The sequence below is a fragment of the Streptomyces sp. NPDC002044 genome (genome assembly GCF_040296725.1).
In the GTDB taxonomy this organism is placed as follows: domain Bacteria; phylum Actinomycetota; class Actinomycetes; order Streptomycetales; family Streptomycetaceae; genus Streptomyces; species Streptomyces antarcticus.
Genome location: NZ_JBEOXU010000018.1, coordinates 40,054 through 60,064 on the forward strand (window position 1 = coordinate 40,054; position 20,011 = coordinate 60,064).

22 protein-coding genes are annotated in these 20,011 nt (G+C 74.9%); 13 read left to right on the forward strand and 9 right to left on the reverse strand.

All coding sequences use genetic code 11. The features are described from left to right. Positions 1-7: 7 nt before the first annotated feature. Both ABT106_RS07435 and ABT106_RS07440 read right to left on the reverse strand, forming a co-directional pair. Positions 8-694: a response regulator gene (locus ABT106_RS07435; RefSeq protein ID WP_351273642.1), complete on the reverse strand. Its 687-nt coding sequence runs from the start codon at positions 692-694 to the stop codon at positions 8-10. Next, positions 691-3,342, reverse strand: coding sequence for a DUF4118 domain-containing protein (locus ABT106_RS07440; RefSeq protein ID WP_351273645.1), 2,652 nt, complete (start codon positions 3,340-3,342; stop codon positions 691-693). The genes ABT106_RS07435 and ABT106_RS07440 overlap by 4 nt, the downstream gene beginning before the upstream one ends. A gap of 160 nt (positions 3,343-3,502) precedes the next feature. Between ABT106_RS07440 and ABT106_RS07445 the strand changes: the two genes are divergently transcribed. Both ABT106_RS07445 and ABT106_RS07450 read left to right on the forward strand, forming a co-directional pair. Further along, positions 3,503-3,667, forward strand: coding sequence for a hypothetical protein (locus ABT106_RS07445; RefSeq protein WP_351273647.1), 165 nt, complete (start codon positions 3,503-3,505; stop codon positions 3,665-3,667). Between the two features lie 54 nt (positions 3,668-3,721). Further along, positions 3,722-3,919, forward strand: coding sequence for a hypothetical protein (locus ABT106_RS07450; protein WP_351273650.1), 198 nt, complete (start codon positions 3,722-3,724; stop codon positions 3,917-3,919). 340 nt (positions 3,920-4,259) lie between these two features. Here the strand turns inward: ABT106_RS07450 and ABT106_RS07455 are convergent, their stop codons facing one another. Further along, positions 4,260-4,979 (reverse strand): antibiotic biosynthesis monooxygenase family protein, encoded by a 720-nt coding sequence (locus tag ABT106_RS07455; RefSeq protein ID WP_351273653.1) that lies wholly within the window; start codon positions 4,977-4,979, stop codon positions 4,260-4,262. A gap of 208 nt (positions 4,980-5,187) precedes the next feature. On the opposite strand from ABT106_RS07455, the gene ABT106_RS07460 reads away from it, so the two are divergent. Further along, a complete protein-coding gene (locus ABT106_RS07460) occupies positions 5,188-5,691 on the forward strand; it encodes a hypothetical protein (RefSeq protein WP_351273655.1) in 504 nt (167 codons plus the stop codon). 69 nt (positions 5,692-5,760) lie between these two features. Beyond that, positions 5,761-6,207, forward strand: a complete 447-nt coding sequence (locus ABT106_RS07465) for a DUF7144 family membrane protein (RefSeq protein WP_502979252.1) — start codon at positions 5,761-5,763, stop codon at positions 6,205-6,207. A gap of 149 nt (positions 6,208-6,356) precedes the next feature. On the opposite strand, the gene ABT106_RS07470 is transcribed toward ABT106_RS07465, so the two are convergent. The 5 genes from ABT106_RS07470 to ABT106_RS07490 all read right to left on the reverse strand — a co-directional run bounded on the left by ABT106_RS07470 (position 6,357) and on the right by ABT106_RS07490 (position 10,256). Continuing rightward, positions 6,357-6,701, reverse strand: coding sequence for a GNAT family N-acetyltransferase (locus tag ABT106_RS07470; protein ID WP_351273657.1), 345 nt, complete (start codon positions 6,699-6,701; stop codon positions 6,357-6,359). A 302-nt stretch (positions 6,702-7,003) separates the two neighbouring features. Further along, positions 7,004-7,504: a hypothetical protein gene (locus ABT106_RS07475; protein WP_351273660.1), complete on the reverse strand. Its 501-nt coding sequence runs from the start codon at positions 7,502-7,504 to the stop codon at positions 7,004-7,006. Positions 7,505-7,715: 211 nt separating this feature from the next. Continuing rightward, positions 7,716-9,164: an argininosuccinate synthase gene (gene argG, locus ABT106_RS07480; protein WP_351273663.1), complete on the reverse strand. Its 1,449-nt coding sequence runs from the start codon at positions 9,162-9,164 to the stop codon at positions 7,716-7,718. Between the two features lie 349 nt (positions 9,165-9,513). Further along, a complete protein-coding gene (thpR, locus tag ABT106_RS07485) occupies positions 9,514-10,098 on the reverse strand; it encodes an RNA 2',3'-cyclic phosphodiesterase (RefSeq protein ID WP_351273666.1) in 585 nt (194 codons plus the stop codon). Between the two features lie 32 nt (positions 10,099-10,130). Continuing rightward, entirely contained in the window at positions 10,131-10,256 is a 126-nt protein-coding gene (locus tag ABT106_RS07490; RefSeq protein WP_351273668.1) for a hypothetical protein, read from the reverse strand. Positions 10,257-10,556: 300 nt separating this feature from the next. Here ABT106_RS07490 and ABT106_RS07495 point away from each other — a divergent pair, with 300 nt between their 5' ends. Continuing rightward, positions 10,557-10,931, forward strand: coding sequence for a DUF6415 family natural product biosynthesis protein (locus tag ABT106_RS07495; RefSeq protein WP_351273671.1), 375 nt, complete (start codon positions 10,557-10,559; stop codon positions 10,929-10,931). Between the two features lie 57 nt (positions 10,932-10,988). On the opposite strand, the gene ABT106_RS07500 is transcribed toward ABT106_RS07495, so the two are convergent. Then, a complete protein-coding gene (locus ABT106_RS07500) occupies positions 10,989-11,792 on the reverse strand; it encodes a GNAT family N-acetyltransferase (protein ID WP_351273674.1) in 804 nt (267 codons plus the stop codon). Between the two features lie 170 nt (positions 11,793-11,962). Here ABT106_RS07500 and ABT106_RS07505 point away from each other — a divergent pair, with 170 nt between their 5' ends. From ABT106_RS07505 to ABT106_RS07540, 8 genes are all read left to right on the forward strand, one after another. Then, positions 11,963-12,163, forward strand: a complete 201-nt coding sequence (locus ABT106_RS07505) for a serine protease inhibitor (RefSeq protein WP_351273677.1) — start codon at positions 11,963-11,965, stop codon at positions 12,161-12,163. A 226-nt stretch (positions 12,164-12,389) separates the two neighbouring features. Continuing rightward, positions 12,390-12,749, forward strand: coding sequence for a PadR family transcriptional regulator (locus ABT106_RS07510; RefSeq protein WP_351273679.1), 360 nt, complete (start codon positions 12,390-12,392; stop codon positions 12,747-12,749). Next, entirely contained in the window at positions 12,746-13,333 is a 588-nt protein-coding gene (locus ABT106_RS07515) for a hypothetical protein (protein ID WP_351273682.1), read from the forward strand. Before ABT106_RS07510 ends, ABT106_RS07515 begins: the two co-directional genes overlap by 4 nt. Further along, a complete protein-coding gene (locus tag ABT106_RS07520) occupies positions 13,333-13,752 on the forward strand; it encodes a hypothetical protein (RefSeq protein ID WP_351273684.1) in 420 nt (139 codons plus the stop codon). The genes ABT106_RS07515 and ABT106_RS07520 overlap by 1 nt, the downstream gene beginning before the upstream one ends. A gap of 449 nt (positions 13,753-14,201) precedes the next feature. Next, positions 14,202-15,443, forward strand: coding sequence for a cytochrome P450, cyclodipeptide synthase-associated (locus ABT106_RS07525; protein ID WP_351273687.1), 1,242 nt, complete (start codon positions 14,202-14,204; stop codon positions 15,441-15,443). A gap of 88 nt (positions 15,444-15,531) precedes the next feature. Then, on the forward strand, positions 15,532-15,924 hold the full coding sequence (locus tag ABT106_RS07530) for a nuclear transport factor 2 family protein (RefSeq protein WP_351273690.1): 393 nt from the start codon (positions 15,532-15,534) through the stop codon (positions 15,922-15,924). Between the two features lie 286 nt (positions 15,925-16,210). Then, positions 16,211-18,211, forward strand: a complete 2,001-nt coding sequence (locus ABT106_RS07535) for an ATP-binding protein (RefSeq protein WP_351273692.1) — start codon at positions 16,211-16,213, stop codon at positions 18,209-18,211. A 273-nt stretch (positions 18,212-18,484) separates the two neighbouring features. Further along, positions 18,485-19,999 carry an MFS transporter gene (locus tag ABT106_RS07540; RefSeq protein WP_351273694.1) on the forward strand — a complete coding sequence of 505 codons (1,515 nt, stop codon included), beginning with the start codon at positions 18,485-18,487 and terminating at the stop codon, positions 19,997-19,999. Positions 20,000-20,011: the final 12 nt, after the last annotated feature.

Consider the following 20,011-nt stretch of genomic DNA (forward strand, 5'->3'; position numbering starts at 1 on the left):
GCCCCGGCTACCTCTCGAAGCGGTACCCCATGCCCGGTTCGGTGATGAAGTGGCGGGGGTGCGAGGGGTCCGCCTCCAGTTTCCGGCGCAACTGCGCCATGTAGACGCGCAGGTAGTTCGTCTCGGTGCCGTACGAGGGTCCCCACACCTCCTGGAGCAGCTGCTTCTGGCTGACGAGCTTGCCCCCGTTGCGGACCAGCACCTCCAGCAGGTGCCACTCGGTGGGGGTGAGCCGGACGTCGCGTCCTTCCCGTACGGCCTTCTTGGCCGCCAGGTCCACCGTGAAGCCCGCGGTCTCCACGACCACCTCGCCCCCGCCCGCGCCGGCGGCCGGCTCGGCCCGGCGCACGGCGGCGCGCAGCCGGGCCAGCAGCTCGTCCATGCCGAAGGGCTTGGTGACGTAGTCGTCGGCGCCGGCGTCCAGGGCCTCGACCTTCTCATCGGAGCTGTGCCGGGCGGACAGGACCAGGATCGGCACCCGGGTCCAGCCGCGCAGCCCCTTGATCACCTCGACCCCGTCCATGTCGGGCAGGCCGAGGTCGAGGACGACCACGTCGGGATGGCGGGCGGCCGCGAGTTCCAGGGCGCTCGCGCCGTCGACGGCGGCGTCGACCTCGTACTTGCGCGCCTTCAGGTTGATCACGAGGGCACGCACGATCTGCGGCTCGTCTTCCACCACGAGCACCCGGGTCATTGGGGTCCTGCTTTCTGTCGTGTCCGATCACGGTCGCGGTCGTCACGACCGCGGTCCTGGCTGTGGTCGCGGCCGGGGCCCTGCTCCCGGCCGTGTTCCACGCTCCGCCCCTCGCCGTCCACCACGACGCCCGAAGGCGCGCCGGCCCGGGCCGCCGCGCGCAGCGTGAGCACCATGGTGAGCCCGCCGCCCGGGGTGTCCTCCGCGGTCAGGGTGCCGTCCATGGCCTCCGCGAAGCCGCGGGCGACCGCGAGCCCGAGGCCCACGCCCGCCCCGCGCGGGGCGTCCCCGTACCGCTGGAAGGGGGCGAAGATCCGGTCCTTGGCCTCGTCGGGCACGCCGGGGCCGCGGTCGACGACCCGTACCTCGACCCGGTCGCCGAGGAAGCTGGCCGCCACCAGCACCGGCTGCCCCGGCGGGTTGTACTTGACGGCGTTCTCCACCACGTTGGCCACGCTGCGCTCCAGCAGCCCCGGGTCCACCGCCACCATCGGCAGCGATTCGGGCACGTCCAGCAGGACGCTGTCCTCCGGTACGCCGCCCAGCGCCATCGGGACCACCTCGTCGAGGTCGATCTCGCGGATCAGCGGGGTGACGGTCCCGGTCTGGAGCCGGGACATGTCCAGCAGGTTGCCCACCAGGTGGTCGAGCCGGTCGGCGCCGGCCTCGATGCCCTCCAGCAGCTCGGCCCGGTCCTCCTCGGACCACTCCACGTCGTCGGAGCGCAGCGAGGTGACGGAGGCTTTGATGGCGGCCAGCGGCGTACGCAGGTCATGGCTGACGGCGGCCAGCAGCGCGGTCCGGATCCGGTTGCCCTCGGCCATCCGGCGGGCGTCCTCGGCCTCGCCGACCAGCCGCTGGCGGTCCAGCACCACGGCGGCCTGGGCGGCGAACGCCCCGAGCACCCGGCGGTCCTCGGCGGGCAGCACCCGTCCGGACAGGGCCAGCGCCATGTGGTCCCCGATCGGCATGTCCACGTCGGCGTCCTCGGGCCGGGCGGCGGGGCTGGGGCCGACGCTGCCGGCCCGGTTCCACGGCTCGACGTCGTTGGCGCGCTCCAGCAGGGCCACCGACTCCATGGCGAAGGTCTCGCGCACCCGCTCCAGCAGCGCGTCCAGCCGGGTCTCGCCGCGCAGCACGCTGCCGGCGAGGAAGGAGAGGATCTCCGACTCGGCGCGCAGCCGCGCCGCCTGGTGGGTCCGCCGGGCGGCCAGGTCCACCACCGAGGCCACGGAGACCGCCACCCCGAAGAAGACGGCGATGGCCACCATGTTCCTGGGGTCGGAGACGGTGAACCGGTGCAGCGGCGGCGCGAAGAAGTAGTTCAGCAGCAGCGAGCCGAAGGCCGCCGAGGCCAGCGCGGGCCAGAGCCCGCCGAGCAGGGCGGCCGCGACCGTCAGCGCCAGGAAGAGCAGCATGTCGTTGGCGAGACCCGGGTCCGCGTCCACGTGCGTCAGCAGCACGCACAGCAGCGCGGGAAAGATCACGCCGACCACCCAGCCGGCCACGATCCGCGGCCGTCCCAGCCGGGCCGCCGAGCGGACCACGGGCAGGCCGCGCCCCCTCGCCACCTCCTCGTGCGTGACGATGTGCACGTCGAGGTCGGGCCCCGAGTCGCGGGCGACGCTCGCACCGACGCCGGGGCCGAAGACGTACTGCCAGGATCGGCGGCGGCTGGAGCCGAGCACGATCTGCGTGGCGTTGACCCCGCGGGCGAAGGCGAGCAGGGCGTCAGGGATGTTGTCCCCGATCACGTGGTGGAAGGTTCCGCCGAGGTCCTCGACCAGGGTCCGCTGGACCGCGAGTTCCTTCGGCGAGGCGCCGGTGAGCCCGTCGCTGCGGGCGATGTAGACGGCCAGGATCTCGCTGCCCGAGCCCTTGGCCGCCATCCGGGAGGCCCGCCGGATCAGCGTGCGCCCCTCCGGCCCGCCGGTGAGGCCGACCACGATCCGCTCGCGCGCCTGCCAGGTCGAGCGGATGTCGTGTTCGCCCCGGTACTGCTGGAGGTACTCGTCGGCCCGGTCGGCCACCCACAGCAGGGCCAGCTCGCGCAGGGCGGTGAGGTTGCCGGGGCGGAAGTAGTTGGACAGGGCCGCGTCGACCTTGTCGGACTTGTATATGTTGCCGTGCGCCATCCGCCGACGCAGGGCCTGCGGCGACATGTCGACCAGCTCTATCTGGTCGGCCCGCCGGACCACCTCGTCGGGCACGGTCTCGCGCTGCCGGACCCCGGTGATCGACTCCACCACGTCGCCCAGCGACTCCAGGTGCTGGATGTTCACGGTGGTCACGACGTCGACGCCGGCCCGCAGCAGCTCCTCCACGTCCTGCCAGCGCTTGGCGTTGCGCGAACCCGGCACGTTGCTGTGCGCCAGCTCGTCCACGAGCGCCACGGCGGGCGCGCGGGCGAGCAGCGCGTCCACGTCCATTTCGGTGAAGGCCGCGCCGCGGTGGGCCAGCTCCCTGCGCTCCACCGCTTCGAGGCCGTGCAGCATGACCTCGGTGCGCGGCCGGCCGTGGTGCTCGACGAAGCCGACGACGACGTCCCCGCCGCGCTCGACCCTGCGGTGGCCCTCGGAGAGCATCGCGTACGTCTTGCCCACTCCGGGCGCCGCGCCGAGGTAGATCCTGAGCTTGCCGCGTCCCATGCGCCCATTCTCGGGGACGTCCGCGCTGTTCACGCACCGGTGGGGGCCCGCGCACCCATCCCTGACGCATCCCTGACGCACCCGGCGGCGCGGGCCACGCCCCCTCGGCCCGCCCCGCGGGAGCGGGGGCGCCGCGCGCTAAAGGCCGGTGGGCCGGATCATGGGTGACCTCTTCGGGCTCAAAACGGCCTCTTGGGGCTCCGACAACGGCGAGCAGCGGAAGGTCATCACCTCCGTGCTCATGGAGTCCGGCCACCCCGTCACCGTCTTCGCCGGCGCACGGCCCCGCCCGGCACCGAGCCGCCCGGCGGGGCCCGGGCGGTGATGACGGATGGATCACGGCCCGCCACGGCGGCCGGGTGGGGTCGTTGGGCCGGGTATGGACCAGAGAACCGTTACGCCGCAGTCGGGCCTCGCCGAGCCGCCGGCGCTCCGCCGGCCGGCCTCCGAGTCGCCGATCTACGACGCCCTCGAACGGCAGTGGCTCCGGGAAGGCCGCGAAGTCCCCCGCCAGGAGGGCCCCGTCCGGGGCGGCCGGCACCGGGGCGGCGCCGCGGACATGTTCCGCCGCGCCTGACCGCCGTACGCACGGGCCCGGTACGCCCGCGCGCGTGACCGCCGTACGCGACCGCCGTACGCGTGGCCCGGCCGTACGCCCCGGCAGGGCGGGCCCGTCGCCCACCGGGCCGGTTCACAACGGATCCCCAGCCGCGCGATGGCGGCTCACGCCATCGCACGGCTGGGGACCGCCGCGGGGACCGCGCCGCTCCTCGCCGTCTCCCGTACCCCCGCGTATGACCCGCCCGCTCCCTCCCAAACGCCGCCGCGCACGGGCCCGGTGACCCCGGGGGTGTGCCGGCCAGGCCGCTCCCGCCGTGCGGGCGTACGGGCGTACGGGACGACTCCGGCGACACCCCCTACGGCCGCGGGACCAGGGCCAGGGCCGGGACGTAGCGCCGGAACCCGTTGGTGCCCAGAGCCGCGAAGTCCAGGACCCGGCGCCACTGCCCGGTGTCGGATCCGACACCGGGACCGGGCGAGGCGAGCGCCCGCGCGTGGGCCCGCTCGCTGTCCCACTCGGCGTAGTTGAGCATGCGGGTCCCGTCCGGGGAGAGGTGGAAATTGCCGGAGAGCCCGCCGGCCGCCGGCGCCGGGTCGGTGGCCCGCGCGTCGAGGACGAGGTCGGCGAACGCGCGCGCCGCGTCCGGCACGGCCGGGCCGAAGGCCGCCTCGACGACGACCACGCAGCCGGGCGTCACGGCCGCGGTGCCCACCGACCGGTAGGGCAGGTAGTCGTCCACGCCCACCCGGACGATGCCCGGCACCGCCGCGTCGACCTCGGCGTTGCGGCCGTCGCGCGTGGTGCGGAAGAACTCCTCGTACGCCGCCCCGTCCGCCCACTGCGAGAAGTGGAAGAGGGTGTCGCCGTCCGTCCCGGCCAGCACCGTGTACGACAGGAGGGCCGCGGCCGGCCAGGGCCGCCCCTCCCAGGCCCCGGCGATGGCGTCCACGGCGGCCCGCTGCCGCTCGGGGGTGCCCAGCCGCCATCTGCTCGCCTTGACGGCGCCGACGCCCGCCCGGGCGAAGCCGGGGCGGATGACGGACTGCGCGGCGCACTTCACGACGGCGGACTTCACGGCGGGTTCCCTCCCGTAGGACGCGACGACACCCCGAGCCTGCGCCCTCAAGCACACTTGAGGTCAAGGACCCGCCCCCCAGGGTGAAATCGGCGCCCCGGCCGCTCCCCGGCCCCGGCGGGACCGTTGAGCCGGACGGACGGCCGTACGCGTGACCGCGCTCCGGCCGCCCCCGCCATCGCCCGCAAGGCCCATGAGGAGACGCCCCGTGCCCGCAGCGCCCGAGCTACCGCACCGCGCCTACGCCGAGGCCGTCGCCGCCATGGACGGGCCCGGCGGCGCGTACGAGCCGGACGAGTGGTCCGCGCAGGAGGACGGGGGCCGCCTGGAGGCCGGCTTCTACTACCGGCGCACCGGGCCCAGGACGGTGTGGCGCGACGGGCTCCCGGCGGCCGTCGGCCCGGTGCTCGACACGGAGGAGTGGCCGCACGGCATGCTGCTGTTCTGGAACTCCGTCGACGGCTGGAGCTATGCCGCCCTGACCGACGAGTGGGGCGGCGCCGACTTCGCCGAGCCCCTGCCCGTGGACCGGCTGGCCTCCCCGGCCGCGATCCGGGCCGTGCTCCCGCTCCTGCTGGCCGGAGACGACCACGACCTCCCCGCCTGCGCCGAACGCTGGGACCGGCCCCGGGCCGCCGCCCTCGCCGGGGTGCTCGCGGCCGCCGACGCGGCCCGGTCCGCGGGCCGGAGTGCCGAGGGACAGCGGCCGTGACACGCTGAAAACCGGGGACCTCGCCGGTCTCGGCACGCGCGGCCGGTTCCGCCACCTGAGGAGACCGCCATGGCCAGTGATGCCACCAGGCCCCGAGCGGGCCGGGCGCAGCCCAGCCCCTGGCACGCGCCCACATCCGGTACCACCGTTCTGGCGGCAGCCCTGATGATCTTCGGCGGGGTGATGGCGCTCTTCGAGGGGATCGCCGCCCTCGCCAAGGACGACCTGTTCCTCGCGACCCGCCACTACGTGTTCGAGTTCAGCCTGACGGGCTGGGGCTGGATCCACCTCATCCTGGGCATCGTCCTGATCATCGCGGGCTGCGCCGTGCTCACCGGAGCCCTGTGGGCGCGCTTCTTCGGCGTCGCCGTGGCCGGTCTGGGAGCGATCGCCAACTTCCTGTGGCTGCCGTACTACCCCTGGTGGGCCCTGGTGCTGATCGCCGTCAACCTCTTCGTCGTGTGGGCCCTGTGCACGGGAATGCACCGCGAAGCGGACACCGACCGGGCCACCTGACCCGACCGCCGCCCCGCCTGCCCGCCGGCCCGAGGCCCCGCGTGACCGCCTGCCCGGCGCCGCCCCGAGCGCCCGCCCGCCCCCGGCGGAGGGCGCCGCCGCGTTCGCCCGCCGCCACCGCCGCGGTGCCCGGCGGGCGAAGACGACCGTCATGCGAGGCCGCGCCCCCGGCTCGCGGGGAACACGCTGTAGGCGACGGTGGCGACGTCGTCCCCCCGGAACTGCAGGTTGACGATCCCGACGGGTACGTCGGTCACCGCGTCCGCGACCACCAGCGGAGCCGCCCGCCCGCTCCGCCACGCCTCTTCGACCCGCGCCATGCTCGTACCGCGGGCCTCCCCGTCCATCGGCGCGTCGTCCAGCCAGCGCCTGCTCTCGGGGTCGTGACCCGCCTCCGCGATGGCATCCAGATCGGACGCGCGCCGCAGCCGCACGACGACAACTCCGTCCGAGAGCACCGAGGACGGAGGGGCAACCGGCAGGGAACGCGCCATCGGCCGATCGTATGCGGCCCTCCCTCCCGCACAGGGCCAGAACCGGACGCCCCGCCCCACCCGCCCGGCGACCGGACCGGCCCTCCCGCCCGGCCGTGAACCGGCCCGCCGGCCCCGCCGGAACCGGACCGCATGCCGGGCGCCGCCGCGCCGACCGGGCCGCCGCCGCGGCCCGCTCCGCCCTGGGCGGGGCCGGCTTCGGGGCGGCGCTCCCGCCGGGGCAGGCGGCCCGGGGAGTGCTGAGCGGGGGAGCACGGGCCCGCGCACCGGCCGGACGGCCCCGGGGGAGGCCGCGGGCCGGCTCAGTGGCCGGCGGAGGCCTTCACCACCGCCACCGCCGTGCCGATCGCGGCGTCGATGGCACCGGCCAGCAGGGCGAACGCCGTTCCCCCGCCCATGCGGAGCCCGCCGTAGCACCCCCACGCGAACAGGGTGGCGACGTTGACGCCGGCCGCGGTGAGCAGGGCGGTTTCCAGGGCCATCGCCCCCAGGGCCGAGAAGCCGATCAGGGCCAGCGGCCCCACCGCGGACAGCAGCAGGGGGCTGCTGACGAAGAGCATCGCGCGCAGCTCCCGTCCCGTCGCGAAGGCGCCGTGGGTGACCCGGTGGGCCTGCTGGTCGGCGACGAGCGAGGCGAGCCACAGGCCCAGCGACGTGGTCGCCACCGTCGCCACGGCGCCGAGGACGTCCACGTGGCCGCTGGCGGCGAGCCCGATGACCACGGAGATCATGGTGATCGTCGCGTACAGCCGTTCCTTGAGCTGGGCCGCGGCCGCCTGGGGGTCCGCCGCGTGTTCGGTCACCCGGCCCACCGTAGGGGCCCGCGGCGCCGCGAGGGCGCCACCACACCGGCCGCCGCCCGTGACGGGGCGCGGTGCCATGGCCTTCGGCGACCTGCCGGTCTGACGCGCCCCGCCCGCGCCGACGCGCCGCCCCCACGCGAAAGGGCCGGCCGGGCGCCCGATGGCGCCCGGCCGGCCCTTTCCCGGCTTCCCGGCTTCCCGGCGCTGCCGGTCAGTCGGTGCCGGACTCCATCGCGGCGCGGTCCAGCATCACGTCGTCGTCCGAGACCTCGCCGCGGGAGGCGATGGCCTCGGCGCCGCCCTCCTGCAGGGTCCCGATCAGCCCGGTCGCGGCCGCCTGGGCGGCGCCGATGGCGTGGTGTCCACCGGTGCCGATCAGGCCGAGCGCGGCGTACTGCTCCAGTTTGGCCCGGGAGTCGGCGATGTCGAGGTTGCGCATGGTGAGCTGGCCGATCCGGTCCACCGGGCCGAACGCCGAGTCCTCGGTGCGCTCCATGGACAGCTTGTCCGGGTGGTAACTGAACGCCGGGCCCGTGGTGTCGAGGATCGAGTAGTCCTCACCGCGCCGCAGCCGCAGCGTCACCTCGCCGGTGACGGCCGCGCCGACCCAGCGCTGCAGCGACTCGCGGACCATCAGGGCCTGCGGGTCCAGCCAGCGGCCCTCGTACATCAGCCGGCCCAGGCGCCGTCCCTCGTTGTGGTACTGGGCGAGGGTGTCCTCGTTGTGGATCGCGTTGACCAGGCGTTCGTACGCGGCGTGCAGCAGGGCCAGGCCGGGCGCCTCGTAGATGCCGCGGCTCTTGGCCTCGATGATCCGGTTCTCGATCTGGTCCGACATGCCCAGGCCGTGGCGGCCGCCGATGGCGTTCGCCTCCATCACCAGGTCGACGGGGGAGGAGAACTCCTTCCCGTTGACCGTCACCGGCCGGCCCTGGTCGAAGCCGATCGTCACGTCCTCGGCGGCGATCTCGACCGAGGGGTCCCAGAACCGCACGCCCATGATGGGCTCCACGGTCTCCACCCCGGTGTTCAGGTGCTCCAGGGTCTTGGCCTCATGGGTGGCGCCCCACAGGTTGGCGTCGGTGGAGTACGCCTTCTCCGTGCTGTCGCGGTAGGGCAGCTCGTGGGACACGAGCCACTCCGACATCTCCTTGCGGCCGCCCAGCTCGGTCACGAAGTCCGCGTCCAGCCAGGGCTTGTAGATCCGCAGGTGCGGGTTGGCGAGCAGCCCGTAGCGGTAGAACCGCTCGATGTCGTTGCCCTTGAACGTCGAGCCGTCGCCCCAGATCTGCACGTCGTCCTCGAGCATCGCCCGGACCAGGAGGGTGCCCGTGACGGCGCGGCCGAGCGGCGTGGTGTTGAAGTAGGCGCGGCCGCCCGAGCGGATGTGGAACGCCCCGCAGGCGAGGGCGGCCAGACCTTCCTCCACCAGCGCCGCACGGCAGTCGACCAGGCGCGCGATCTCGGCGCCGTACGCCTTCGCCCGGCCGGGCACCGAGGCGATGTCGGGCTCGTCGTACTGGCCGATGTCGGCGGTGTAGGTGCACGGGACGGCGCCCTTGTCGCGCATCCACGCGACCGCGACCGAGGTGTCGAGGCCGCCTGAGAAGGCGATGCCGACGCGCTCGCCGGCGGGAAGGGAGGTGAGGACCTTAGACATAGGAAGATTATGCATGAGTGCGTATGTTCATGCAAAACTGGCCGCGGTTCTCTCCACACGGCCGGCCACGGGCCGCGGAGCGGAGGGGGAGCGGGGGAGGGTGGGCCGTACGCGCGCCCGGGGGGACGGGGCGTGCGCGTACGGCGCTCCACCGGACGGGCCTGCGACAGGGGGGATGTCGTGCCGGCCCGCTGACACCCGCGTTTCCCGTTTCCGCCCCGGTAAACGGGGTGTCCGGGGCCGGGTCCGGGTCCGCGGGCGCCGGGGCTCCGCCGGACCGGGCCGACGCGCCTGCCGCCCCCAGGGCCGGGTGCGGTTCACCGGTGGCACCCGGCCGGGGCGGGGGCCGTCAGCTCCCGCCGCCGAAGTCCCAGGCCACGATGTCGCGGTAGTGGATCGGCCCGGGGCCGCGGCCGATGTTGCTGCCGACCAGGTGCAGCCGCCCGGCCTCCCACGGGCGGCCGGTGAACGCGGCGAGCCCGGCGGCGGCCCCCACCGCCCCGGACGGATCGCCCCGCCGGGCCCGGGCCAGCGTCAGATGCGGGCGCAGCGGCCGGTCCTCGAAGGCGATCCCGCACTCCTTGACCACGCCCCGCACCCCGGCGGCCAGCAGGTGCAGCCCGTCGAGGTCCCCGTCGATCCCGCTCCACAGCACCCGCTCGTCGAAGTGCCCGCCGCCGCGCAGCGCCAGCCGTACGGGCCTGCCCGCCGCCGCGAGGCCCGCGAGCGGCGTCCGCAGGAGCGCCACGGCCCCCACCGGGAGCTCACCGAGGAACGCCAGCGTGATGTGCCAGTCCTCGACCCGGTTCCACCGCATGCGCGGGTACGCCTCGTAGGCGGGGCCCAGCGCCCGCACCAGTTCCTGCTTCGCGTCGTCGGGCGGGGCGAGCGCGATGAAGACGCGGACGGTCGCGGCCGGGGTCTGTTCGTTCACCAGGACTTCGTACCCTGCCCGGACGGTCCCCGTCACCTCCGCCCCAGGCCCGCGACCACGCTCGGCGGGGTCGTGCCGCGTTCGAGGGCACGGCGGGCGGCGCCGACGACCCGCCCGGCCGTGGCGAGCCTGCCGCCGGCCCGTACCACCACGGACATCTCAGGGCCGCCCTGCCGGAACGGGCGGAAGCCGTCCTCGCCGCCTCGGGCGCCGACGGCCTGGCCCTGCGCGGCCTGACCCTGCGCGGCCTGGCCCGCGCCCGGCGAAGGAGCCCGGGGAAGCGGTCCGGCGGGGCGAAGAAGAGAGGAAGAGGGAAGACGCTACTCCCACACGATGCCCCGTGGTGCGTCCTCGGCGCATTTCACGGCCCCGCCGCCGGTTCCGCGCGAGACTTCTCCCCGGTGGTGCACCAGCCCGGGACCACCGGTGAGCTGTGGAGAGAAGGGACAGGGACACGCGTGAGCGCAACCGCGAAGGCCGGCGCATTCCTCGTACAGGACGCCGACGACCCGGCCGCCGCCGCGGCACCGCTGGACGTGGCGGTCATCGGCGAGTCGATCACGATCGTCCTCGCACCGTACGAGGACCTGCCGCCCGCCCCCCTGCGCCGCCTGTGGTTCCTGTGGCTCAGCGGGCACCTGGGCCTCCTCATGCCGCTCGCCGTCCGGCCCGGACAGCGCCCGGACACCGCGACCCTGGAGGACACCCGCCGCGTCCTGGCCGACGGACTGCCCGACGACGGCCCGGCCGCGTACGTACAGCTCCAGGAACTCGCCCGGACCTGCCGCTTCTTCCTGGGCCTGGCCACGGACCGGCCGACGGCCACGCGGTGAGCGGATACCTCCCGCGGGCAGGGGACCGCCCGCGGGAAGCGGCGGCCCCGCTCGGCCTCAGCCGGCCGACGCCCGCGGGAGCGCCGTGAAGGTGGCCTCGGCGAACTCGGTGACCTCCGAGAACCCGAGCCTGCGGTAGAGCCCGACGGCCGTGGCGTTGTCCGCCCGCACGTTCAGCCCGATGTGGTCCACGCTCCGCCCGAGCCGCCGGCACAGCTCCGCGACACAGGCCCCGCCCGCGCCCCGCCCGCGCACCCCGGGGTGCGCGGCGACGTTCCCGATCGCGGCGACCCGGTAGGCGGCCGAGTAGACGTGCACCCCCGCGACGGCGACCAGCCGCCCGTCCTGCCGGACCCCCACGTACTGGCCGGTGTCGAGCATCCGGTGGTCGAACCAGTTCCCCGGGTACGCCTGCTCGAACAGCGCCAGCAGCTCCGGCAGATCACTCCGGTCCAGCGGGGCGGGCCGCCACGGGCCGTCCGCGTGCAGGGCGGCCCGGCCGGGGTCGGTGAGCGCCATCCGCAGCAGCGTGCCGTGCGGCCGGACCGCGTACGCCGACTCCAGGACCTTGCCGGCCGCTCCGGTGAGGTGCCCGAAGAAACTCCGGGGCAGGACCGGCAGCAGCGCCCCGGCCAGCTCCTCCAGCCCGGCGGCCTCCCCCGGGCGGGCGAAGGCGAGCAGGGTCGGGATGTCGCCGACCGCGTACAGCAGGGCGACCGGGCCGTCGTCCGACACCGTGTACCAACTGGTGTGCGGCCACAGCAGATCGTCGAGGTCGCCGAGTTCCATCAGGTGCATCGCCGGGTCGCGCCCGAAGCGGTCGGCCAGGGCGGATCGGTCGTGAAGGCTGCGCAGGGTCACCCGCCCAGCCTACGGCGGCCCCCCACCGGCCCCGGCACGGACCCCGGCCCGCCCGCCCGGCCGGTTTCCGCGCCGCGGCCGGCCGGCGGACCCGGCCCGCTCCCGCCCGTTCGCCCCCGGCCGGACGGGTAGGGGGAGACGGACACCCGCATCGAGAGAGGACGACGCACATGGCCGCAGAGCAATGGCCCGAACTGGTGGGGCGCCCGGCGGACGAGGCGGTCGCGCTGATCCGCCGCACCAACCCCGGCATCGTCCAGGTCCCGGTCGTCGCGGACGGTTCCGCGGTGACGATGGACTTCCGCGAGGACCGCGTCCGCGTCTTCACCGACGCCCGCGGCCACGTCACACGGATACCGCGCGTCGGCTGACCCCCGCCCCCGCCCCGCCCGCCCCGCCGCACCCGTCGGCGGCGGGCGCGGCGCGGCCGCCCCGCCCGCCCGCACCCCCAACACCCGCTGATGTAGGCCGTACAGGCCACTCCGCCCGCCAAGTCACCCCGTCCGAATGGACGTTGACGCGGAGCGAACACACGTCCACACTACTCTGAGAACGAACTAGTCGGGTTCCGGGAGTAGAGAGCGAGGTGACCTGCGGATGACCGGTACGGAGCCCATGACCGGCTGGCTGCGCGGAGTGCTGCCCCTCGCCCTCGCCGGTGTGCTCGCCGAAGGCGACCGGCACGGCTACGCGCTGGTGCGGGAACTGGCCGCTCGGGGCTTCGGCACCGTCCGCGGCGGCGCGCTGTACCCGGTACTCGGCCGCCTGGAGGCCGACGGGACGGTGGAGGCCCGGTGGGAACCGGGGGAGGGCGGCCCGGGCCGCAAGGTCTACCGCCTCACCGACACCGGACGCGCCCGGCTGCGACAGGAGACCGCCGGCTGGGGCCGGTTCTCCGACGCCATGGCCCGGCTCCTGTCACCCGGCGCGGAGGAGACCCGTAAAGGAGACCCATGAGTGACCCCGCCATCAGATGGAACGCGCGGGTCCGGCTCGCCCTGGCCGCGCGCTCCGTGGACGCCGACACTGCCGACACGGTGCTCGACGAGGTCACGCAGCACTGCGCGGACAGCGGCGAGAGCCCCCAAGACGCCTTCGGCCCACCGGAGGAGTACGCCACCGCCGTGGCCGGCGCCCGCCTCCCGCCCGGGGAACGCCTGCGCCGGGCCCACCCCGACCCGACACCCCGGGAAGCCCTCCGCGCCGCCGCCGCCCCGGTCGCCCTGGCCTCCCTGACAGCCGGCGCCTGCCTGTGGGCGGTGCACGGCCTCATGCTGCCCCTGACTCCGGGCGCACTGGCCGGCTCCGCGCTCATCGCCGCGGCCCTGGCCGGCGCCGGCCTCCTGCCCACCCTCCCCAACCGGCGGCGCCGCGCACCGGGGTGGGCGGCCGTGGCCGCGGCGACGCTGCTCGGCGCGGCCGCCCTCACCTCCCTCCCCGGCGAGCCGGTCGGCCACCTCCCCGCCCCGCTCCTGTGCCTGCCGGGCCTCGCGCTGCTCCTGCCGTACGGCGCACACCGACCGAAGACCCCGAAGGACTGATGATGAAACCCGAAACGGACGCCCCGGACGCCCAAGAGCGCGAACTCTGGCTGCGCGAGCTGACCCGGCTGCTCGAAGAGCGCCACGCGATACCCCGCGCACGCGCCGCGGAACTGACCGAGGAGGCCGCCGGCCACCTCGACGCCACCGGACACGCCGCAGGGCAGGAGTTCGGCCCCGTGGAGCTGTACGCGCTGCGCCTGGCCGAAGCGGACGCGCCCCGCGCGGGGTGGAAGCGGGGCGGCGTCCTGCCGGACGCGGTGCTCGCCGTGATCCTCACCGGCTACCTGGTGGCCGGCATCGCCTCCGGCGGCCCCCTCTGGCAGATCGGGCTGGCCGCCGGGGCCCTGGCCGTGCACCTGGCGATCCTCGCCACCCGCCGGTCACGCGGACGCCCCTCCGGCCCGCCCGCGCGGTAGGGCGCCCCTTCGGATCTCGCGGGGCCACGCCGTCAGGACCGGGCCGTCAGGACCGGGCAGGGCTACGCCGTCAGGGCCGGGCCGGGCCGTCCCGGGCCGTCCCGGACCACGGTGCCGTGCCCGTACCGTCGCGCACTCCGGCGGCGGCCACCGCCCACCCGCCGCCGGTCAGCCCCGCGGCCCCGCCGAAGACGTCACGGACACAGCCGCCGGACCGCCGCGCGAACGCCCGCGGCCCGCGGCGTGACCCGGTACGCGGGAAGACGGCCGGCCGGCCCGGACAGCCCACGGAGGCACCACCCGCCGTCCCGCCCCCCGCCGTCCCGCCCCCCTGCCGCCCGCCCCGCACCCCCGCCCCATATCCCGGACCCCACGCCCCACCACCGGGCAGCACACGCTCCCCGCCCGGCCCGAGCCCCCGCTTCCCTCACCCGTTAGGTCCACCCGCCATGTCCCTGATCGATTCCCGCTTCAGCATCCTGTCCGAGGACTTCGCCGCCGATCCCTACCGCCACTTCGCCCGCCTGAGGGAGCGGACACCGGTGCACTACGAGCCCGAAACCGGCAGCTACTTCCTCTCCCGCTACCAGGACGTGAAGCGGGTGCTGACCGACCACGAGGCGTTCAGCACCGAGACGCTCCAGGAACGCGCCGAACCGGTGATGCGCGGCCCGGTCCTGGCCCAGATGACCGGCGCCGAGCACACCGCCAAACGCAAGATCGTCATCCGGGCCTTCACCGGACCCGCCCTGCACGAGCAGATCCAAGCCGTACGCACCAACACCGCCGAGCTCATCGCACCCTTCCTGCCCCTGGGACGGGTGGACCTCGTCAACGACTTCGGCAAGCCCTTCGGCGTCCACGTCACCCTCGACGTCCTCGCCCTCGACAAGAAGGACTGGCGGCGGATCGCCGCCTGGCACAGCGGCGTCGCCGAGTTCATCACCAGCATCGTCCTCACCCCCGAACGCCGCCGCCACTGCCTGGACTGCGCCGAGCAGCTGGAGGCGTACCTCCTCCCCGTCATCGAACAGCGCCGCCGCCACCCCGGCGACGACCTCATCTCCACGCTGTGCACCGCCGAGTTCGACGGCATCGCCATGAGCGACCGCGACGTCACCGCGCTGATCGTCAACGTCCTGGCCGCCGCCACCGAACCCGCCGACAAGACCCTCGCCCTGCTCTTCAAACACCTCATCGACCACCCCGCGCAGCTGGCCCAGGTCCGCCAGGATCCCGGCCTGCTGCCCGCCGCGATCGCCGAGACCCTGCGCTACACCCCGCCCGTCCAGCTCATCCCCCGGCAGGCCGAGCAGGACGCCGTGTTCGCCGGAACCACCGTCCCGGCGGGAGCCACCGTCTTCTGCATGATCGGCGCGGCCAACCGCGACCCCGACGCGTTCACCGACCCGGACACCTTCGACATCCACCGCCCCGATCTCGGCGCCGCCCGCTCCTTCACCGCCGCCGCCCAGCACCTGGCCTTCGGCACCGGACTCCACCAGTGCGTCGGCGCCGCCTTCGCCCGCGCCGAGCTCGAGACCGTCGCCGCGATGCTCCTGCCCCTCCTCGACCAGGTCCGCCACAGCCCCGGCCACCCCTACCGGGAAACCGGCCTCTACACCCGCGGCCCCGCCTCCCTGCCCCTGGACTTCACCCCCGTCACGGACTTCACCCCCGTCCCGCACTGACCCCGCCCGCACTGACCCCGCCCGCACTGATCCCCACACCCGCCCCACCCGCCCCCACCCGCACCACCCGCCTCAGGAGACCACCGCGATGACACCGACCGACATCACCCGCGCCCTCGACGACCTGCTGTTCACCCCCCTCCCCAGCCTCGACGAGGCCCTGGACCGCCACTTCACCCCCGACTACAACCAGTGCACGGACGGCGTGTGGAGCGACCGCACCGCCTTCGCCCGGCACATGACCCGCCTGCGCTCCCTGGTCCGCTCCGGCCACGTCGAGGTCCACGACGAACTCCGCGACGGACCGCGCTACGCCGACCGCCACACCGTCACCATCACCCAGCACAACGGCCAGACCTCCCGCATCGAGGTGTACCTCTTCGCCGAGCACGCCCCCGACGGACGCTTCCGGCGCGTAGTGGAGAACACCCGCCACCTCGACGGCCACTCCGACGACGGGAACCTGGCACACGTCAGCTAGTGCCGGTCACAGCACTCGCAGTTCAGGCCAACTTCCGAAACCCGAACGCTTGTTAGGATCCTCGGAGAGTGGCCGCCCGGCCGACGGCCCACTCGGCGTCCCACCACCGGACGCCCCGTCCTTCGGCCGACAGGGCCTGGTCGTCGACCGGCCGGCGCGGCGCCCCGGCACAGCGTGGTGACCGACCACCACCCACGCGTGCCCCGCACCGGACCGCCGCCGCCCAGCCCGCCAGAATACTTCCGGACAGGGGTCCCGGTACCGGGACAGGGGGATGTGAGACGTCATGGCGTCTGTCGGAGAAAGACTGCGCACCGCGCGCACCCGCGCGTTCATCGGCCGCGAGAGGGAACTCGCACGCTTCGACCAGGCACTGGACGGGGACCCACACGCCCCCTTCGCGTTCTACGCCCACGGCCCCGGCGGCATCGGAAAGTCGGCGCTGCTGCGCTGCCTGGCCGACCGGGCCCGGGCCGCCGGCCGGCCGCTCGTCGAACTCGACGGCCGCTTCGTCAGCCGCGACCCGGCCGACTTCGAACGCGCCGCCGCCCCCGCCCTGAACAATCCCGGCACCGTCCTGTTCGTCGACTCCTTCGAACACTGCCAATGGCTGGAAAGCTGGCTGTGGCAGCACTTCCTGCCCCGCACCGCGGAAGGCACCCTCGCCGTCCTCGCCGGCCGCCACGCCCCACAGCCCCAGTGGACCGCCGACCCCGCCTGGGCCGGCCTCCTGCACCTCGCCGAACTGGAACCGTTCTCCGAAGAACAGGCCCGCAGCCTCCTCACCGCCTCACAGGTCCGCCCCGAACTCCGCGACCGCGTCCTGCACTTCGCCGGAGGCAACCCCCTGGCCCTGTCCCTGGCCGCCGCCGCCGGAACCGACAGCTGGAACCCGGAACAACTCTGGGCCCCCTCGGCCGGCATCCTGCGCACCCTCCTGGCGGGACTCATCGGAGAAGTGCCCACCCCGGCCCACCGCCGCGCCCTGGAAGTCGCCGCCCAGGCCCACTCCACGTCCGAGGAACTCCTCGCCGCGGTACTGCCCGACGAGGACGCCCACCCGCTCTTCGACTGGCTGCGCGACCTGCCGTTCATGGAATCCACCCACCGCGGCCTCCACCCGCACGACGCCGCCCGCGAAGCCCTGGCGGCCGACCTGCGCTGGCGGGCACCCAACGCCTTCACCGCCATCCGCCGCCGGCTCGCCGACGAATACCTGCGGATCCTGCGCGAAGCCCCCGAAGAACGCGTCTGGACCGTCACCGACGAACTCTTCTACCTCTTCCGGGAAACCGACATCCTCACCCGGGTCCGCACCCACTCCCGCGAGGACGAGGTCCACGACCGCCCCCTGCACCCCGACGACATCGATGTCATCCTCCGCATGGCCGAAGACACCGAAGGACCCGCCGGCGCCGACCTGGTCCGCTACTGGGCACAACGCCAGCCCCAGGCCTTCAGCGTCTACCGCCTCGTCAGCACCGGAGAAACCGTCGCCTTCACCACCCGCCTCGAACTGCCCGCCCCACCCGACCCCCACGACCTGGCCACCGACCCCGTCGTCGCGGCCGCCTGGCAGCACACCCAGACGACCGACCCGGTCAGACCCGGCGAGCACATCGGCATCAGCCGCTTCTCCGTCTACCCCGGCCGCTACCAGATCCCCTCACGCGTCATCGACCTCAGCAGCTCCCGCGCCCAGGCGGAGGCCGCCCGCGCCCGCGGACGCGCCTACGGCTTCGCCGTCTTCCAGGACGCCGACACCTGGGCCGCACGCGTCAAAGGCACCCTCGAAGACACCGGGACCCGCCCCCGGGTCGGCGAACACACCTACGGCCTGTTCAGCGTCGACTGGCGCCAGATCCCCGTCGAGACCTGGCTGCGCCGCTTCATCACCGCCACCGACACCCCCGCCCGCCCCCGGCCCGCCGGCCTCACCCGCACCGCGTTCGACCAAGCCGTACGCGAAGCCCTCGCCCACTGGCGCGACACCACCGCCTTCGCCGCCTGCGCCCTGACCCGCGTCCGCCTCGCCGCCGACTCCGAGGACCCCGCCACCGCACTGCGCACCCTGCTCCGCCAGGCCGTCGACGACCTCGCCCTCGACCCGCGCGGCGTACGGGCCCGCGAAGCCCTGACCGCGGGCTACTTCTCCGGCGCCCCCACCCAGGAAGCCGCCGCCCGCCGCCTCGGCCTCCCGTACGGCACCTACCGCCGCCACCTGCGCCAGGGCCTGGACCTGCTCTGCGAAGCCCTGTGGCAGCAGGAACTCCACAGCCCCCACTAGGGGATCCCGCACCCCCCGTTCCAGCCGTGCGGCGCCGGGCACGCCCGCCCGCCGCGTCACCGGGACCGCCCCCGTACCTCCGGGTACACGGGCGACCCTCCGCCGTACGAGCACACACACCGGACACCGCACGGCCCGCCCCGCGGGCGTACGGAACGACCTTGACGACACCCCCAGGGGCCCGGCCGGGTGGACAGCCGCGGACAGCACTGGACAGCGCCCGCCCCCACCGGGCATGGAAAGTGGACACCGCCCCGCACGAGGCTGTGCGCCATGAACCTTGGACGCACGAAGGACCGGGCACCCTCACCACCCCACCGCGGGACCGTGCTCGCCGCGCTGGCCGCGGCGCAGTTCACCGTCATGCTGGCCACCTCGATCGTGAACGTGGCACTGCCGCAGATCCGCGCCGGGGTGGGCCTGTCCGACGGCGGCACGACCTGGGTGGTCAACGCCTACGGCCTGGCGTTCGGGGCGCTCCTGCTGGCCGGCGGCCGGACCGCCGACCTCCTCGGCCGCCGCCGCGTGCTCCTCACCGGCCTCGCGGTGTTCGCGGCGGCCTCGCTCGCGGCGGGACTGGCCGCCTCCCCGGCCGTACTGATCGCCGCCCGCGCCCTCCAGGGACTCGGCGCCGCCGCCATCGCCCCCGCCGCACTCGCCCTGACCATGGACCTCTTCCCGCCCGGCCCCGGCAGAGGCCGCGCGCTGGGGGTGTGGGGCGCGGTCTCCGGCGCCGGGGGAGCGGGCGGCGTCCTGCTCGGCGGCGTACTCACCCAGGCATGGGGCTGGCCCTGGATCTTCCACACCGTCGCGCTCGGAGCACTGCTGGTCCTCACCGCCGTCACGGCGTTCGTGCCCCGGACGGCGGGCCGCGCCGCCGGACGCTTCGACCTGCTGGGCACCGCGGCCATCACCCTCGCCCTGACCTGCCTGGTCTGGGCCCTGACCAGCGCACGCGGCAGCGGCTGGACGGACCCCCGGGTACTCGGCGCCCTCCTCGCCGCGGGAACGCTCTTCACGGCCTTCGCCGTCATCGAACGCCGCCGGCCCGACGCCCTGATCCCACCACGCCTGTTCACCACCGGCCGGGTCCGCTCGGGCAACCTGCTGATGGCCCTGCTCGGATCCGTATGGATCGCCCTGTTCTTCTTCCTCCCGCTCTACCAGCAGCAGGTCCTCGCCATGAGCCCGCTGGCCACCGGAGCCGGCCAGCTCCCGCTCGCCCTGGCCAACATCCTCGGCGCCATCGCCGCGCCCCGCGTGGCCCGGCGCATCGGCGCCACCGCGACCGTCACCACGGCCCTGCTCACCGAGGCCGCCGGACTGCTGTGGCTGTCCCGGATCAGCGCCGACGGCAGCTACCTCACCGACGTACTCGGCCCCAGCGTCATGGTCGGCCTCGGCCTGAGCATCGCCTTCGTCCAGCTCACCGCGCTCGCCGTGGACGGCGTCCCCGGGCCGGACGCGGGCCTCGCCGGCGGACTGGTCAACACCACCCGCCAGGTCGGCGGCGCGATCGGCCTCGCCGCCCTCGCCACCCTGGCCGGCTCCGTCACCGCCCACGCCTCCACCCACCAGCCCCACCTGGAGGCCCTCACCGCCGGCTACCGGGCCGCCTTCGCGGTCTCCGCCGCGGTCCTGGCCGCCACCGCCCTCCTCGCCCTGCCCCTCACCCTCCCCGCCCGTCCCGCCCGCCGCGGGCCCGGAGCCGCCCTCCCGCCCCCCACACCGGCCGCCCCGGCACCGCCCCCGCAGCGCCAGGCGACCGACCCCGCACCCGCCACCTGATCCACCCCGGCA